The organism is Negadavirga shengliensis (genome assembly GCF_042652345.1).
Taxonomy (GTDB): domain Bacteria; phylum Bacteroidota; class Bacteroidia; order Cytophagales; family Cyclobacteriaceae; genus Negadavirga; species Negadavirga shengliensis.
On the sequence record NZ_JBHSJJ010000002.1, the window covers coordinates 516,127 to 533,867 of the forward strand.

Genomic DNA, 17,741 nt, shown 5'->3' on the forward strand with positions numbered 1-17,741 from the left:
AAAGGACAAAGTTTCACACTGAACGAAGAGGACCGCAGGACACTGGCCGCTACCGCAGGAGCCCACAGTGCCGGTCACACCGATCATCTTTTAAAAAACTGATGCAGTGGCAGTCTGTACTCCATTTCCAGCAGCCAGCCGTTTAAAGTGCCCTCTGATTCAAAGGAATAGGAGGTTCCCTCTGACTGAAAGTCCACTTGCGCACGGTCAAAAGCCGGGCTTTGGAAATTTCTTGATGCCTTGATGGAGAACAGTCCCCTCCTGAACAGCGGCATTTCAGCATATATACCGGAATTAAAGAATACCCCATGACTCTCCGTGGCAAGTCCGTTTACCTGGGCTTGATAGGGGATTTCTTGCCCGTCTATAAACCTAGCTCCTCCATAATTTATGATACCTTCTCCCCCGTTTTGCACACTTAGGGGAATATGCGTGGTAATAGAAGCCCCCAAACGGATGCTATTTTTCATCGGCAATGCCCGATCGTACCTTAAGGTAACCGGAATGGTAGAAGCCGTGAATCTTCTGTGACGGATATCCAAGATGATTTCTTCAGAATTTACAAGCTGATACACGTTTCTGCCCCTAAAACCGGCGTATCCCGCCTCGGCCGAGAAGTCCCCAAACCTGTATCCCAAGCCCAACCTGAATGCTGTGCTTAAATTTTGAAAATCATCGGTAGGGTCATTTACGGGGTCAATCACCCTCCGCAGGGAGGCAGCTCCCATCACATAGATGCCTTTTGACCAAAGGTCTTCTGTTTCCGGCTTTTCAGCTTTATCCGACTTTGTTTTCGATTTGGACCAATTGCCGGTGTTGATGCCATAGCCCATAAACATCCCGGTATAGGAATTGCTACCCGATACGGGTAAACCCATCCATGGGCCTCTCCCATAAGGTTCGCCGGAAACAAACCCTTGCTGATGTCTTATCCCCAACAGCAGGTAATTTCTGCTCTTGGTATAAAACTTCACCCCCGCCTCTGCCCTGGCAACCAAATGAACATCCCTGCGGCTGACAACACCGGAAAAATCTTCCATGGGCTGGTGGAACGTATTTACTGAAATGCCCATAGAAGGCTGAATATAAAATGCATGGTTTTCCTTTTCCAAATTGTACCGGACCCCCAAGGCATAGTTGCCATAGTTGTTAAAATTATTGTTACCCCGGGTTCCATTCCTATCTAGGCGAATGGCTGACCGCATCCACTCGGTTTGAATGCTCATCTGCCAATCCTCACTGATTCTTGGAAGAAAATTTAAACCCGCATGCTGACCCAATGGGCTCGAAAACTGTATGTCATAATCGACCACCCGTTCCCCCGCCTGGAAGTAGTTCTTATTAAAACCTCCGTAAAGTTCTACATCAAGAAAATTTTGGGCCTTGGTAGTGAGCACAATTGAAAAAAAGAACAAAACAATTGATCCCTTGGTATATGTTTTCATGCCAATTAAAATCTGATTTGATCAAAGATACCAAATAAATCTTTAATTTTAGCTAAATGATTAGTTAGTAAAAGTTAATTTATGGGGAAAATGTCTTGTTTTTAACGTTTGGCCCGCCACAAAAAAGGAAAATCATACTTTTCAAATATGTCAACCCGCCCCTTTTCCAAATATTCCCCGCGGCTAAGCAACTGTACGCCTGCCCTCTAGAGTCTATCCTGAATATCAGGAGGACAGAGGGTGAGCAAAAGCAAGCATCGTTTCTGATATGACACGACACCATGTAAACCTGAGTGATAAACTAAGCCGGGGGGAAATATCAGATTTGTTTAAAATTTATTTCAGAAGTTTTAGCTTCATAAGATCCTGAGTCATTGCCCTAGGAAGTTGAAATACTTTTCCTTTTTTGGTAGCGATATATAAACTGGAACCGGAAGGTTCCCGTCCGTGACCATCCGCCCAAAAAGCGTAAAAGTCGGGATGCGGTTCGACGGATTTTCTGGCATATGAATGGTTTTTCATACTGTTCGACGTGAGGCTTTTTACTTTTTTCCAACTTTTACCCTCGTCTTTGCTGGTCCACATGGCCATTTCTCCTCCGGTATTATAGGCCTGCGGGCCTGGCTCGGTAGGTCCAATTACCCGCCATGTACCATTGTCCTCTACATATATTGACCCCATGTCATAATTGTTGTCAGAAGTTGTAATCTCACTGAAAGTCCACTCCGCACCGGTCCAGTGGGCCAGATTCCAAGTCCGGGGGTCGTTCGAAGGACCGGCTTCATAGCCTCCGCTTGTGACATATAGAATGACCGGATTGCCGTCTTTATCAAAATTCACATCGTTGATATACACGTTTAGCCCCAGGCTGGTATAATCTTTTACCAGGGCCTTATTGTCAATGTCTGCTAAAGGCAAGGCTATACGTTCTCCTTGTATGGTTTGCCAGGATTTCCCGAAATCATTGGTTTCCAAATAGTACAAATTGGTCCTATAATTGAGACCTGATCCACTTTCCATATTGGGATGGTAGTTGAACGTTGTGGCTACTTTTCCATCCTTATAAAAACTTGTTTGATAATGCCCCTCTTCTATACTGGCAATATCATTCCATTCTGACCAGTTAATTCCGTCTTCGCTGGTCATAAAGCTGATGATTCGGCTTTGTTTTTTCCCATACCTTAACTCCTTTTGTTCATAATGGGTAAATAAACCCAAAAAACCAAAATTGGGATCATAGTACATTTGTAGATAAGAAAAATTATCCAAAGGGACCTTCTTACCATGTTCTAATTTGGTAGCTTCTATGGGCTTGAATTCGCTTATGTCATAAGGCTGTACACTTTTATGAATATAAGAAGGTCTCCAAACCCCGTGTGAGGTAGAGAATATCCAAATGTATCCCTCCTTATCCATGCTCATTACAGGATTATCATGTGCATCACCGGTTTCTTTATCCAATACGGCTACAGGTCTGGCCACCTTCTTTGTTTTGTGGTCAAAATAGGATACCACATGAATCAAACTACCTTCCTCGTTGGCTCCGCCATAACAGAAAAAGGTTTTGTCCACCTCTTTTGCGTAAACCGAAAAGGGGTAATGATTTGAAGGGTATGTTCCCAGACCCCCGCTGTATTTATAGACAAACTCATCAGAAGAGGGCTGATTGGAATACCAGATACCCTTGAAGCCGTCCAAGGGTTGATTCAGCAATACAGCCTCAGAAAATCGCGCATCAGAATGAACGCTGCGACTGGTTTGTTGTTGGCCTTCTGCAAGTATTGGGAATAGAAAAAGTAGAAGCAAATATATTCTCTGGGTTATATTGACGAAGTTCATATCGATTGATTTTAGTGTGATTGAAGTTTTTAAAAACTTAGGAAGGTTTCATTTCAAAACCTTCCTAAGCGCTGGTTTTTGAAAAGTCAGTTTCGTTTAGCCCACCATACCGGGGTAGTAAAAATGGTCACATCATTTATTTCTGTAGGCGTATTGGGATTGCGGTTTACTTCGGAGATAGGATAGGGAATCCGAAGGGGGGTGCCGTTGGGGTTGCTCATTTCAGGAATTCCCGTTCTTCTGAAATCATTGAAAGCCTCCAAAGGTTGGTATAGCCAAAACGCGATATATTTTTGACCAATGATGTGTTCCAAGGTTAGTTCCTCGCTACTTTCAGGCATTCCGGGAAGCAGAAGGTATGCTTCTATTTCTTCCTCATTGACTTTATTTTTTTGCAATGTCGCCCTTATGCCCGCTTGAAAGGCTTCAAAAGCAGCTTCACGGTTTTGAAGCCTAAAATATGCCTCTGCTTCTATGAATTTTAACTCGTCATATTGTAAAATGGGCTGTGGCGCCCCATTATACAACATCTGGGATCTGGAAGGCTGTGAATATCGGTTATGTGAAGGGTCAGCCAGATTTGCCCCGGTCGGCGCGCCAACTACCTCGCCATCAACCAAAGAAAACGAGGTATGAGCCCTGGGGTCATTCATTAAATCTCCGGAAAAACTTTCCATCAGGTCGACAAGGGTTTTTCCGACAGCGAACAGCTCTTGAGAATTTTGAAAGGCCGACCATGGATTGTTATAAACACTGCTTTCTTGCTGATAACGGTTGAACCCGAATCCTTCTTCGCTTGAATAAAAAGAATTGGGCAACGCCGCCAACGCGGCATTGGCCGAGCCTTCAGGATCAATGTTGCTTAATCTGTTATGGAACCTGGCTTTAAGGCCATAAGCTGTTTTTCTCCACATTTCCATGTCGCCGCCGAAAATCATATCCGTATTGCCAGGATTACCCACCGATTGTCTTTCAAGGTTTTCAATGGCATCATCGAGCAAGGTAAAGAGGTAGCTGTATACCATCTCTTGAGAATCAAATCTGGGCGTTCTGAATTCACTGCCTTTTACTGCTTCGCTCATGGGTATGTCTCCATATAAGTCAGTCAGATTGCTTAGTACATAGGCATAGAGTATTTGGCCTATCGCCAAATAATCGAAATTGGATTCCTCTTCGGCTTTCCCGATCATAAACTCCAAGTCATTTAACCCATAGTAACAACTTGACCAATGGCTTTCACTGACATCCCAAGGGTCTATGGGGTTTATTCGCACATTTGCAGAATGTTCAACATAAGTGGAAACCCCAAATATTGTTGTACTGCCGGATACAGTCCTCACCGCATTCATTATTACCTGAGGTAAAAGCAAATTGATGGAAACGTCTTCAGGAGCATTGGGATTGGCGTCAATCTGATCCATAATATCCTCACTACAACCAATGGCAAAGGCCAGCACAATACTTAAGTATATAATTTTAAATCGTATGGCTAAATTTTTCATGTCTTCTTAAGGTTTAGGTTAATTAGAAGGAGACTCTCACCCCTCCGCCAAAGCTAAGGATTTGGGGATACACAATATATTCCTCTCCTTGCGCATTTCCGCCTCCGGTATTCAGTTCCGGATCAAAGTTCGGAAGTGCGGCGTTTAACCAAAGGTTTCTGCCTGATAGGTAAACTGACGCTGACCTGAGGTTGAATCTCTGTACCCATGTAGCGGGGATGTCGTAAGAAGCCCTTATTTCTCTAAGTCTAACAAAAGAGGCATCATACACATTGGATTCTATAATAGGGTCTTCATTTATCCGGTAAAAAGTTTCATCCCTGTTGATCACAATATTATTATCCCCTTCCACTACCAATGAACCATCCTCCTGGAAATACCCCATCTTCCCCGAAAAGATGTAATCCTCGGTTCTTGCCTCGGTTTCCATTAAACTTCCATATAACTTGCCGAGCCGATTGCTACCCGAAGAAATCTTCCCTCCCTGCCTCCAGTCTATCTGGGCAATAAGCGTGAAACCCTTGTAAGTGAACTGATTGATAAATCCGAATTCAAAATCCGGATTGACACTTCCCAAATTAACCGGCTGCGTTGACCTCAGAGGCATACCATACCGGGTGTTGATGTTGCCATTGGGAAGAGTTGGTCTTGAATCCACCACCACTTCCCCACTTACAGGATCCCTTGCATAACCAATGCCTCTGAGAAAAGGGTACTCCTGACCCGCCTCTGCTACGATATTTGCCCTAAAACCTCCCAGGTTAAGCCTTTCAACCCCATCTGCCAGACTTTCCACCTTGTTGGTAAACGTGGTAAAGTTGGTGGTCAGATCCCAGGAGAAATTTGCAGCCCTAATGGGGACCACGTTCAGCACAATCTCATGACCTTTGACAGACATTTGTCCCGCGTTTCTCAGTTCTGTCCCATAACCAGTGGAAATAGGAACAGGTACATTAAATATCTGGCCGTCGGCAATGGTAGTATAATAGGTATAATCCAAATTAATCCTCCTGTCAAAGCCTCTTAAATCTATGCCAATTTCCGTCGTTCTGGTATTTTCCGGTTGAAGGTCCGCGCTAATCAAGTTGTTTGAACGGGTAAATGCATTAAGACCATCAAATGGAAACACAAATCCCCCGCCGGCATTTCCCCTTACAAAAACGGTATTTGCCACGTATATAGGCCCTGCTTGACCAACTTCCGCTACACTTGCCCGTAATTTACCAAACTCCAATAACCGGGAAGAAGTATTCATTAACTCGGTAAAAGCAAAGCCCAAACCCACTGATGGGTAAAAAAATGACCGATTCCCCCTAGGCATATTGGATACCACATCATTTCTTCCTGATGCATTCAAAAACAGCATGTCCCTCCATGACAGGGAAAGGTTACCGAAGAAACCTGCAACCCTGCTTTGCTGTACAGATTCGGTACTGTTTTGGGAAGAAGTATTGGATATATGATTGAAACCGCCGATCGTGATATCATTTCCTACCACCTGCATATTTCGACTGTAAATATCGAAAACTTCATTGCCCAGTAAGAAATCAAATTCAAAATCGTCTCCGAAATCCTTTTTGAAATTCAGATTGAAATTCGAATTGAAATTCCGGTTGTAAATCATTTGGTCTGTTATGCTTCCGCCGCTCGGCGGTGAAGTTCTTCTCCCCTGTTGGCCGGAGCCAAGGGCAAACACAATTTTATTATTGGTTTGGAAGTAATCTATGCCCACCCTATAGTTCACAGTCAACCAATCAAGCGGCTGGTACTGCAGATAGGCATTGCCAAAAGTTCTGACAGTTGAGCTGTTGTTGCTGTTGTTTTGCACGGACCAGTAAATATTGTCATGTGCGTTTCTAAAATTAATTTGTTCATAGGGATTATCGGGCTGGGCGATGGGCTTACCTTTCAGGTTGTAGGATACCGGAGCAAAGTAAGCCGCATAAAATAAACTGGAGTTGCCCCCACCGTCTACTACCTGATCCCGATCCGATGAAGAGAAGTTCACGGAAGTTCCTATTTTCAAATTATCCGTAATGGAGTAATCTGAAGCAAGTTTAATGTTTAATCTTTCAAAACCTGAATTTTCAATGATTCCATGCTGGCCGCTGTAACCCACACCAATTTGATAATTTCCTCTTTCAAATGTATTGGCCACATCCACATTAAAGTTCTTCGTTCCCCCGGTTCTGAAAAAATCCCCGGCATTGTCATATACCGCGGCCTGTTCCTGTTCCCCAAGAAAATTGGTATATACTCCCAGGGTGTCAATCCTGGGCCCAAATGAAAAAGCACTTTGTTGGTCAAATTGTCCGTTGTTTCCTTGAGCGTAAGTGGTCTGTAGTCTGGGTAATCTTGTAACCTGATCAAAGTTATATCCGGTTTCCACAGAGATAATGGGTTGACCTATGGCAGATTTTCCCCTTTTGGTAGTAATCACGATGACACCATTGGATGCCCTTAGCCCATACAGAGCGGCAGCAGTAGGTCCTTTTAACACGTTTAAAGAAGCTATATCACTTGGATTCAAATCTATAACTCGCCCGGAAATTGGCAAACCATCCACCACATATAAGGGTTGGTTGTTTCCTGTAATTGACCTACTCCCTCTGATATTAACGGCAGGAGAACTCCCTGGTGCCCCGGTAGTTTGCCGGATGGTTACCCCGGCAATCTTTCCCTGCAACCCATTTAAAATGTTGGGGTTTCCTACCCTGGAAACTGCCTCGCCCTCAACTTTCTGCACCGAATAACTCAAGGCTTTCTCTTGTCTTTCTATGCCAAATGCGGTCACCACTACTTCCTCAAGAGATTCTGAATCCTGGACCATTCTAATTGATAAATTGGTTTGTGAGCCTATGGCAATATTTTGGCTGGTGTACCCAATAAAAGAAACAGTGATCGTTGCCCCCACTTCAACCTCCAATGAAAATAATCCATCTATATCTGTCACCGTTCCGACAGAAGTTCCTCTCACCGAGATGGTGGCCCCCGGTAATGGATCCCCTTTTTCATCCATGACTTGACCCGAAATGGTAATAGGATCATCCCTTTGGATGCTTATCTGGCGCCTCTCATCTTTTAAGACATCGATACTGTGATTGTTCTGCCTGATTGAGAAAACGCCCTGTTTGGCCACCTCTATCAAAAATTCTTCTAAAATCCCCTGCTCGAATGGGAAGGACAGGATTTTCGTCCGATCGACCTCTTTGCTGTCGTAGGAAAACTTAAATGGAGTTTGTCGCTGGACTTCCTTAAAGAACTGACCTAGGGTGATCTCTTTGCCGGAAATTTGGACCACAACATCGTCTATGCTTTTATATTGTCCGTTGGCTTTGACCGCGAGCCCAAAGTTGAGAAAGACAAGCTGTACTAAAAACCCAAACAGGAAGTATCTGGACAACATATAAATTGTCTTAAGTAAGTTATTTTTCATAATTTTGAATGTTTATTGAAAGAATATTTCAGTAAGCCTGATCCATTGGTGCAATCATTCCCCAATGGCCTACACCTTCGGATCAGAAGTTCTTGCTGACCGGAAAAATCCGGTCAGCATTTTTAGGGTCCGTTATTGTTAATCATGCTTTTTAAAATTTAAATTCTACATTTTTCCCATTGATTGAATAATTAAATTTTTGGATATAGGACAGACTTTCCAAAACACTTTCCAATGTCTGATGCTGAAATTCACCCGAAAAATTCCAGTCAATCCTATCACCGTTTATAACCCGGATGGAGATCCCATACCACTCCTCAAGTTCCTTCACTACCCGTCTCAAACTGGCATCCTTAAAGAGAAGCGTGCCATTTTTCCAGGCGGTAACATTTTTAATATTAAAATCTCCTATATATTCTCTTTGACTTTTGGTATCAAATTTCAATTCTTTGCCAGGATCTAAATAAAATTCCTTATTCTTTAAGGGGGGTAAAACCTTCACCTTGCCTGATACCAGCGAGATGTTAACCTGTTCCTCGGTTTTTGTGGAGATATTAAATGACGTGCCCAAGGCAATGGTAGACAATCCTCTGGCCTCTACAACAAACGGACGAAGCGTGTCCTCTGCTATTTCAAAAAATGCCTCTCCTTCCAGGTAAATCCGCCTTTCGACGTGATCAAACCGCTCTGGAAATTTTATATGGCTGACTGAATTCACCCATATGTGGGTGCCGTCCGGCAAAGTCAGGTGGAGCTTTTCGCCGGCCTTCGTGCTTTTATGGATAACAACAGCAGGGCCATCTTCCAACGTATTTTGTTCCGAGCCCTTTCCTGGACCAATCATCCAGGCTATACAAAAGCCGAATAACAGAATTGCCGCAACTCTGTTAAATTGACTCAGGTTCTGCCAAAATCTCCTTTCAGATTTAAAAGTCCTTTTTTCAACTTGTTTATATGGTGCCGGTTGGGCTTTCAAAAGAGAATTCAGAATCTCCTCCTTCATTCCTTCCTCAGCTTTGATGTCTTTTAATTGAAGACGTACCAAAAACTCCCTCGCCAACTTTAAATTCTCCAGTTGATCTGGATTTGCCTTTATCCATTTGTCCCAATAGTCATCCAGTTGTTTATTTGGATTTTTGACCCATTGGACAAATTCCGGATTCGCCAAAAAATCTTGTTTTGAAAGCATCTGAGTTTGTTAAATTTGCGATAAATGCAAGAGCTAGCCAAAACAACACCTTCAAAAACTGTCTTTTTTATTCATTTCTTGTAATAAGTTGATATTCAGAGCATTTATTTTCCCGGAATTGTCAAGATCTGTTCTGCAAAAAATTGGACCAACCCTATTTCAATATATCCCTTAGAAAACCCAAGGTTTTATACATCAAATTTCTAGTGGTTTTTACATTTTCCAACCCCATGATTTCCTGGGTTTGTTCATAGGATAATCCCTCGAAAAAAAAATAATAGATGATTTCCTTTCTCCTGGGGCTTAATTGCTCTAAAGCTTGATTCAGTTTTTTTCTTGCTTCTTCATCAATTTGTTGTTCGATCAGGAGTTGTTCCGGAGAAACAGAAAATTCGAAGTTTCCCTCAGTGTTGAAAGATTGCACTCTTTTATCCCATCTATTTAATTCCCTATACAGCTTTCTTTTCAAACATTTGAATAAGTAAAACTTAATGGAATCTGTGGGTCCCAGCTTTCTTCTCAACTCTTTTAGGTCAATGAAGACTTCATGGATACAATCTTTAACCAATGTTTTGCTTCCGGAAATTCGTATTCCGTAGGCATACAATTGCTCAAAATGGGTTTCATAGATCTCCACATAAGCCGCATCACTTCCCGCTCTGAAATCATCCCAAAGCTTCATCTCAGGAAGGTGCTCGTCCTCTGATGAATGAGCACGGCTCCACATTGAATTAAAAATATACTTGGTATTTTGTATGGTCATTTGGGTATTTATACCAATCAAAATTAGGATCTATACCCGATGTTACAAAAAAAATATCTTATTAAAATCATTTATTTTTATTGCTGTCGTCCGACAAATGAAAAAAATGGGAATACAGTGCCTCCATTGAAATAATAGAGCTTTTTTTATGAATTCCAAAAACCGTCCAGCCTGATAAGAGAATTTCAGTTTCGATATTATCAGTTCCCTGTGAAATGTACATTCACGGTCTGCCTTCGTATCCGTCAAAAACTTTCCCAGGCTGACATGACATGGGTTTTTGAAGGCACCATCGCCATAATCGAAAAATCTTCACCCTCTTCTGTCCGTCTGTAGGGTACAGCGGACAGAAGATTGATTAAAAAGACCTCCGTACCTAGATTCTGATTCAGTATAATGGGGTGAAAGTATCAGAGCACACATAGATATCACGTTTTCATCAAAGCAGGTTTCATTTTTACCAGTGACTTCAAGACTTCCTTCGTTTTAAGGAGCGTCTCTTCAATGTCTGCTTCCGTGTGGGCATAAGATATGCTTCCCTGTTTGATGGCCAAAGGAAAATTGAAAATGCCTTTTTCGATCAAGGCCAATCTATAGGCTGTATCCATTTCAAAGTGGTGATGGGCGAGGATATCATGAAAATCCTTCGGGGCATGATCCATAAAGTAAACACAAAAAGCCGATCTCTCCCTTGCCACAAAAAAGGGAAAATCATACTTTTCAAATAGGTCTATCAGGCCTTTTTCCAGCATATTCCCCAGCATTTCCACATGCTCATACACCCTGAACTCATCGGAAGCCAATTTTTTTAGGGTGGTGATCGCTGCGATGTTGGTAATGGGATGCGCGTTGAACGTCCCGGCGATCAACACCCTTTTATGGGGATCAGGGTGGATAAAATAATCCATATACTTCTTTTTCCCGGCAATCACCCCTATGGGATAGCCATTGGCCACAGCTTTTCCAAAGGTACTGAGATCCGGTGTTACACCACAAATACTTTGGTATCCCCCTAACGCATGACGGAACCCGGTTTTCACTTCATCAAATATCAAGAGAAATCCATTTTCGTCTGCAAGCCGCCTTAATCCCTCCAAATATCCTTTCTGTGGCTTGACAATACCAATGTTCTGTAAGATGGGTTCGAGGATGATACAGGCCACCGGAAACCTTTTGATGATATAGGAAACGGATTCCAAATCATTAAAATTAATGACATGCACCAGGGATTTGTGAACATCAGGAATCCCTCCCGACATGGGAACAAATGGATATTCCCCCGGACAGACCCTTTCTCCGATATCCTCTAAATTACTGATGACATTTCCCGCCACGTCATTGTGCCACCCGTTATACCCTCCCTGTATGATGATGATATGGTCTCTTTCCGTCACCGCGCGGGAAATCCTTATGGCATGATAGGTGGCCTCCGACCCTGTACAGGTAATCTGCATGCTTTCTGCCGTTGGAACAGCCTGACAGAACAGCTCTGCCAGTTCACCCTCGTGAATAGTAGGGCCCGCGCCCATCAATAAGGATCCATCCTGTAGGGCCCTTTGCACCGCCTCATTTACGTCTGAATCATTATGACCCAAAAAGGCCGAAGCAAAACCGGCCTGGTAATCAATAAACTCGTTCCCCTCAAGGTCCCATATACGGCTGCCTTTGCCCTTGAAAAAGGCTATATTCGGGTTGGCTTTCCGGTTTAACGAAACGACACCGCCGGGGATCCATTTTTCGTTTCTGTTTAAAAGCGCTTGTGATTTTGGCCAGTTATTCATGATTAAATGGATTTTATTTGTATTCATTGACTACAGGAAACTACATATCAAAATTCGGGATCTTCATCCATTCCCCTCCTTTCAAAGCCGACTCATGGGCTACTATACCGGGCGCTGTGTACGCAATGGCTTCATATATGTCCACTTTAGGTTTTCGCTCCTTTACAATGGCATCGATGAATTCATGCGTGATAAAGGTGTGCGAACCGTCATGTCCACTGCCATGGCGTAATGGTTGCGGCAACAATTCCGTGTTCCACCATTGGATTTGATCGTATTTTTCCAAGGTGGCCTGCTTAAACAGAAACCCAGCGTCATCCCTGCCCAATTCCTCTGAAGCTGTCACTTTCATTTCTCCCAATCCATTGGGATCATCGCCATATAGACTCATTTTACTGCCATGCCATTCCCCCCTTTCGGTTCCCATCAGTGCCCCCTTCCAGCAAACAGAGATCCTGCTCGTATGACCTTTGTCCGTCTTAAACAACGCGGTTTCGTTCCAAAACGGATTGTTATAAGGATTACCTTTCAAAGCTTCACTCTCATCCCCCCAGCCCAGGCAACTGACATTTTGAAACCGCTCTCCCGTTACCGAAATATGATATGAGGTACAGTGGGTGGGGTACAACATGGGAGGCAAACCATGTCTCCATGTGGGTTTTCCCTCTTCGAAAAACAATACTTCCAGCCCCGGGTGATGATAATCCGCTTCTACCCGAAAAATATCCCCGAATTTGCCATCCCGATAATAGTTTTGGGCCGAAATGACCACCTGATGAAAAGTACTGGTTTCCGCCATCATATAGGTCAAGCCGGACTTTCTTACAGCATCCCTCAGCCTTTCACAGTCCTCCAGAGTCCACGCCACCGGAACCGCGCAAAGCACATGTTTTCCAGCTTCCAGACTTTCCAACACATGTGCCGCATGATCGGGGGCGGGTGTGGCAATGAAAACAGCTTCAACTTTCGGATCCTTAAGCAATTTGGTCAATGATTCATATGCCTTTTCACATTGATATACCTTTTGTAAACGCTCCCTTCTGTCCAACCGCAAATCACTGACTGCCTCCACTGTACAATTGGGGTGTTCGTGAAAATAAAAGCTTGTCCCAAAACGTCCTCCGACCACGCCGATCCTTACCTTCCTTTCAGTGGTCGGCTCGCCCGCAAAAGCAAACCTTGGACCGGCCATCACAGAGAATCCCAAAAGCCCTGCTTTGGAAATAAATTCGCGGCGATTGTACCGATGAGTTGTATCTTTTTCCGTTTCCATTGTTCATCAATTTATAATGCCATACATGTAATTTTCCGGGTGAAAGATATTTAAAAGCCGTGATCGTGACTTTCAAGGTAGAAACAAATAACCAAACCCATCGAGCCGGGTCTTTTTATATGTTCTCTCATCAAGTTCAACCGCTTTTTAATATTTTTGTTTACCAAATTTAACATTTTTTGTATACAAAAAATAATTTACCAGAAATAATTCTATATCCTTCTTAAAATCTGACAAAACAGATTTAAAAAACAACAAATCAACCCGGTGTCCGGTTTTTCGATGTTCTTGTTTTTCATGAAGTTCGCTTGTCATAGGCTCAAGGCGCCTTACAGGCCAAGGCTCCAGGTATATAGACAAACTCATTTCTCTACTGGATAGGGCCGGGGAATCACGTAGCGGTTTCAAGGCAGGGTCAAAACGCTGCTTCTTTCGACCTAATTGCTCCGGTGAACCTCGCCGTTGAAGGGTCTGTGGCACCATGAACCTGCCCGGTCCCCGGATCCACATAAATGATGGCCGGATGCCCTATATTCACTTTATTTTCATCCAGTTGAAGGGTATGCCCCAAATCAGCCAGTCTCCGCCAGCGTTCTATACTCAATCCTTCCCTGATGGAAAGGATGCGGTTCTGGGGCAATGCCTGATGCCTGTCGCTTGAAGGGTTGAAGGACCCCTGAAAAAGGTTGGTGTTGAACCTGGGAATGGTAAGGGCATCATAGGGCGAAATCCCAAATTCCGCGATGGCCAGAAAAAGGTTGAGCTGGTTCTGATCCTGCGTATCTCCACCTTCTGCACACATCGCCAAGAAAGGCTTTCCGTCTTTTAACACGATGGTTGGTGAAAGGGTCACCCTTGGTCTTTTTCCAGGGGCAATGCAGTTTGGATGGCCTTCCAGTGTATTGAAACTTTTGAGCCTTGTGCCATGGGTGACGCCGGTGCTTCCGCCATTCCCAGCCTTGCTGCCCCAACCGCTGGGCGAAGCCGCTACCATATTACCCCATTTATCCATGACACTGCAAACAGTCGTGCCGCCCATTGCTTTCAAATATTCCCCCTTTCCAAGCAGTGCCTGCATACCAACCGGGTCTCCGGGCCGGCATTCATCGGACGCCAGGTCCATATTGATCAAAGGCGCCCTGAGTCGGGTATACTCATCGGACAAAAGCTCCTTTAAAGGTACCTCCACGAACAATGGGTCTCCATAATAGGTGTCTCGGTCCGCAAACGAGAGCTTGAGCGCTTCCGTGACCACATGAATGTATTCCGGAGAAAGGTACCCATAAGCCTGCAAATCAAAATTTTCTATCAGCCGAAGGGCTTGAAGCATAACGGGTCCTTGTGTCCAGGTATTGGCTTTGTATACCGTAAAGCCTTTATAATTGATGCTGACCGGCTCCTCCACCTCAGTCACATGTTGGGCCAGGTCTTCTTTTGTGAAAAAAGAACCTGTTGATCGGTACCAGGCCGCCAAAGAATCCGCCACATCCCCTCTATAAAACCGGTCTGCAACCGCCTGCAATTTTTCTTCCCGGCTACCTGTGCGTTGCTGTTCCGCTTCCACCAGCTTTCGCAAGGTCCTGGCAAGACCACCGTACCAACCGGTGTCCTGCGAGACTTCCGAAAGCGAATACCGGATGGTGGATGACACTGGGCTTCCACTTTCCAGCAATTTTAAGGTAGGGGCCACCGTCTCCTCAAAACTCAGGCGGCCATAAAGCTGCAGGGCTTTGACGCACAGGTCTATTACCGAAGGAACCAGGGCTGCCCGGATATCGTCCTCCGGTATCCCGTTTTTCATGTACCAATCTATCCCCTCCTTGCTCAGTGGCGCTTCACCCACCCCGGAAAGCACTTTGACTTTTTGGGATTCCGCGTCGTAAAACATAAAAGTAACTTCTCCGCCAATGTTAAACCTTGGAAAATCCACTACGGATTCGGCAAGTATAACGGCAACTGCCGCATCCGCCGCCGTTCCTCCCGCCTCAAGCATGTCCAATCCAGCCTGTACCGGCGCTTTTTCACTGGCAGCCACCATGCCCTCATTTCCTAAACTTTTATACCCAAGTTCCTGGGCAAACAATGCCGCCGGTATCCAGCAACAAATCAAGAAAACTACTTTGTGTTTCATATGATTATAATTTTTTATTAATAGGCCTTATAGCCTGGCCTGCCCCTGCCTGCCCCGAACTCGATTCGGGGAACTTGTTTCGGGGAACTTGATCCGGGAGAATCTCGCATGTCCCCCCCCCCCCGATAGCTATCGGGGCTATCGGGGCTATCGGGTATCCCAGTGTGTATCGCCTCCCTCAAGCCCGGTTTCATAGGTTTCCTTATTTATAATCGCCTAAAGCAAATAAGCGTCACTGAGAAATCACCCGGCGTCTGAGAGGTTCCCGCGATTGGATAAGGTTTCTTCAAGTCCATGCGTTTGAGATCCCATACAATTTTAATGTTTACCAAAATAAATAATTTTCGTTTACATAATTATTATAACCACTCTTCACACCAACCTAAAACGGTTTTTGTCCGGCCAGTTGCCCCCCGTCCAATACCACTACCTGGCCGGTCATGAAGCTGCAGGCTTCGCTGGCCAAGAAAAGGAACATCGGCGCGATTTCCCCGACCTTCCCTGGCCGGTTGAGTGGAATGTACCGATCTACAAATTTCCGGGTAAATTCCGGCGGATCGATTTCCATGGACATAGGGGTCTGGATGTAACCCGGACAAACTGCATTGACGCGGACACCGGTATGGGCCATTTCAAGCGCCATGGTCTTGGTGAGCATAATGACACCTCCTTTTGAAGCATTATAATGCGCATACCCGGCTTCTCCGTCCAAGCCGTTTTTGCTGGCCATGTTCACTACCGCTCCTTTTTTGCGCTGAACCATCTTCCTGCAAACGGCCTGAGAGACATGAAACATGCCCGAAAGGTTGATATTAATGATGCTGTTCCAATCATTTTCGTCAATTTCCAGAAAAGGTTGTTCCTTTGCAATACCCGCATTATTAACCAACACGTCAACCGGTTGTTTTGCGTCCGTCCGTTCCACGGCATCAAATACCCTCTTTCGATCAGAAACATCCACCTGTTCGCTCCATACCTCTGAAGTCAGCTGTTTCAATTCCACAACGGCTTTCTGAAGATTTGCCGAATGGTTATCGAAAACGGACAAAACCGCCCCCTCAAGAGCAAATTGTCTCGCAATTTCAAAACCAATTCCCCGGGCTGCACCGGTGATCAGCACATGTTGATTTTCAAATCTTTTATTTTCCATATCGGTCAGTGGATTGAATTCATGATTGATTCATTTTAAGGGCAAACTGTCTATCCGTGATTGGCTTTTTGGTGAAATAAAGCGCGTATAACGTGATGACCACAAAGCACAAACAAGGGACCATATAGGAAACCGCCACCCCATAATTATCTGCTAACAGGCCTTGGATGGGTGTAAAAACCGCGCCTCCTACAATAGCGAAATTAAGCAAAGCAGAGCCCCTTCCGGCAAAATTACCGGTATCCTCTATGGCCAGGCTGAACAGTGTAGGAAACATGATGGACAATCCAAGCCCCAAACTTGCCAGTAGGTATTCATTGAATCCTGTGTTGGAAAATATGCAGATCAAGTAGACGACGACCATATAGGTCCCGAAAATCCCAACCAGCCGGTGTGCACTTATGAATTTTAATATCCAGACTGCGGCAATTAAGCCCATTATCGCGGCGAAGACATAGTAGAGCGTGAGGTAGCCCACCGCCTCAGTCAGGGAAAACCCCAATTCGGTTCTTAAATAAGGAATAAAAAAGCCTGCCGTGGATGCCTCAGCCCCCACATAAAAAAACATGGCGATAACTCCGTACAGCAAATGCGGGTACTTCCTGCTTTGGCGGATGATCCCGGAAATGGAAAAGACATCCTCTTTGGGTGGGGTCATGCTGGGCATTTTTGAAAAATAAATGAGAAGAGTAATAACCAAGATCACCAGTCCGATCAGCATATACGGAAAATAAAACCGGATATCGCCCGATTGGGTATAAATCAACCAGGAGGCTATCAATGGCGTGGCGGCATAGCCTATCCTGGAAAAGGACTGGACAAAATTGATGCGTATATGGGCACCCTCCGGATCCCCCAATAATGTCGTAAACGGGTTGGCCGCGACGTTGATGATGGTAATCCCCGTGGATAAGGTGAATATGGCCAACAAAATAATTCCGTAAGCCTCCAGGATCTGGGCCGGTATAAACAACAGACAGCCCAAAGCAGACGTCAAAAGGGCTATCAACAGACTTATTTTGTACCCAAACCGATGGATGATCCAAGCAATGGGGACCGGAAAAATGATATAAGTAATGTAAAACGAAACCTGGATCAACGTGGCTTGGGTATAATTAAGCTGGAAATAATCCATGACGATAGGCAAAAGAATATCGTTCATGGTAAACATTGCCCCGACAGTCAGGAACATGAGACACAGCAAAATCAAAGGTCTATATTGGTGCTTCATA

At 44.5% G+C, this 17,741-nt stretch carries 11 protein-coding genes; all 11 read right to left on the reverse strand.

The annotated features are described in order from the left end of the window. Positions 1 to 83 precede the first annotated feature (83 nt). Entirely contained in the window at positions 84 to 1,445 is a 1,362-nt protein-coding gene (locus ACFPFU_RS04985; RefSeq protein ID WP_377062124.1) for a hypothetical protein, read from the reverse strand. A gap of 336 nt (positions 1,446 to 1,781) precedes the next feature. Beyond that, positions 1,782 to 3,284 (reverse strand): BNR-4 repeat-containing protein, encoded by a 1,503-nt coding sequence (locus ACFPFU_RS04990; RefSeq protein WP_377062126.1) that lies wholly within the window; start codon positions 3,282 to 3,284, stop codon positions 1,782 to 1,784. Positions 3,285 to 3,370: 86 nt separating this feature from the next. After that, positions 3,371 to 4,786 carry a SusD/RagB family nutrient-binding outer membrane lipoprotein gene (locus ACFPFU_RS04995; protein WP_377062128.1) on the reverse strand — a complete coding sequence of 472 codons (1,416 nt, stop codon included), beginning with the start codon at positions 4,784 to 4,786 and terminating at the stop codon, positions 3,371 to 3,373. Positions 4,787 to 4,808: 22 nt separating this feature from the next. Continuing rightward, complete coding sequence (locus tag ACFPFU_RS05000; protein ID WP_377062130.1) at positions 4,809 to 8,222, reverse strand: SusC/RagA family TonB-linked outer membrane protein; 3,414 nt, start codon at positions 8,220 to 8,222, stop codon at positions 4,809 to 4,811. Between the two features lie 151 nt (positions 8,223 to 8,373). Beyond that, positions 8,374 to 9,411 carry a FecR family protein gene (locus tag ACFPFU_RS05005; protein WP_377062132.1) on the reverse strand — a complete coding sequence of 346 codons (1,038 nt, stop codon included), beginning with the start codon at positions 9,409 to 9,411 and terminating at the stop codon, positions 8,374 to 8,376. A 154-nt stretch (positions 9,412 to 9,565) separates the two neighbouring features. After that, on the reverse strand, positions 9,566 to 10,138 hold the full coding sequence (locus ACFPFU_RS05010; protein WP_377062134.1) for an RNA polymerase sigma factor: 573 nt from the start codon (positions 10,136 to 10,138) through the stop codon (positions 9,566 to 9,568). A gap of 464 nt (positions 10,139 to 10,602) precedes the next feature. Continuing rightward, positions 10,603 to 11,955 carry an aspartate aminotransferase family protein gene (locus ACFPFU_RS05015; protein WP_377062136.1) on the reverse strand — a complete coding sequence of 451 codons (1,353 nt, stop codon included), beginning with the start codon at positions 11,953 to 11,955 and terminating at the stop codon, positions 10,603 to 10,605. A 40-nt stretch (positions 11,956 to 11,995) separates the two neighbouring features. Next, positions 11,996 to 13,228, reverse strand: a complete 1,233-nt coding sequence (locus tag ACFPFU_RS05020) for a Gfo/Idh/MocA family protein (protein WP_377062138.1) — start codon at positions 13,226 to 13,228, stop codon at positions 11,996 to 11,998. A gap of 415 nt (positions 13,229 to 13,643) precedes the next feature. Beyond that, positions 13,644 to 15,359, reverse strand: coding sequence for a gamma-glutamyltransferase family protein (locus ACFPFU_RS05025; RefSeq protein WP_377062140.1), 1,716 nt, complete (start codon positions 15,357 to 15,359; stop codon positions 13,644 to 13,646). Positions 15,360 to 15,741: 382 nt separating this feature from the next. Then, on the reverse strand, positions 15,742 to 16,509 hold the full coding sequence (locus tag ACFPFU_RS05030; RefSeq protein ID WP_377062142.1) for an SDR family NAD(P)-dependent oxidoreductase: 768 nt from the start codon (positions 16,507 to 16,509) through the stop codon (positions 15,742 to 15,744). 19 nt (positions 16,510 to 16,528) lie between these two features. Further along, positions 16,529 to 17,740: an MFS transporter gene (locus ACFPFU_RS05035; protein WP_377062144.1), complete on the reverse strand. Its 1,212-nt coding sequence runs from the start codon at positions 17,738 to 17,740 to the stop codon at positions 16,529 to 16,531. Position 17,741: the final 1 nt, after the last annotated feature.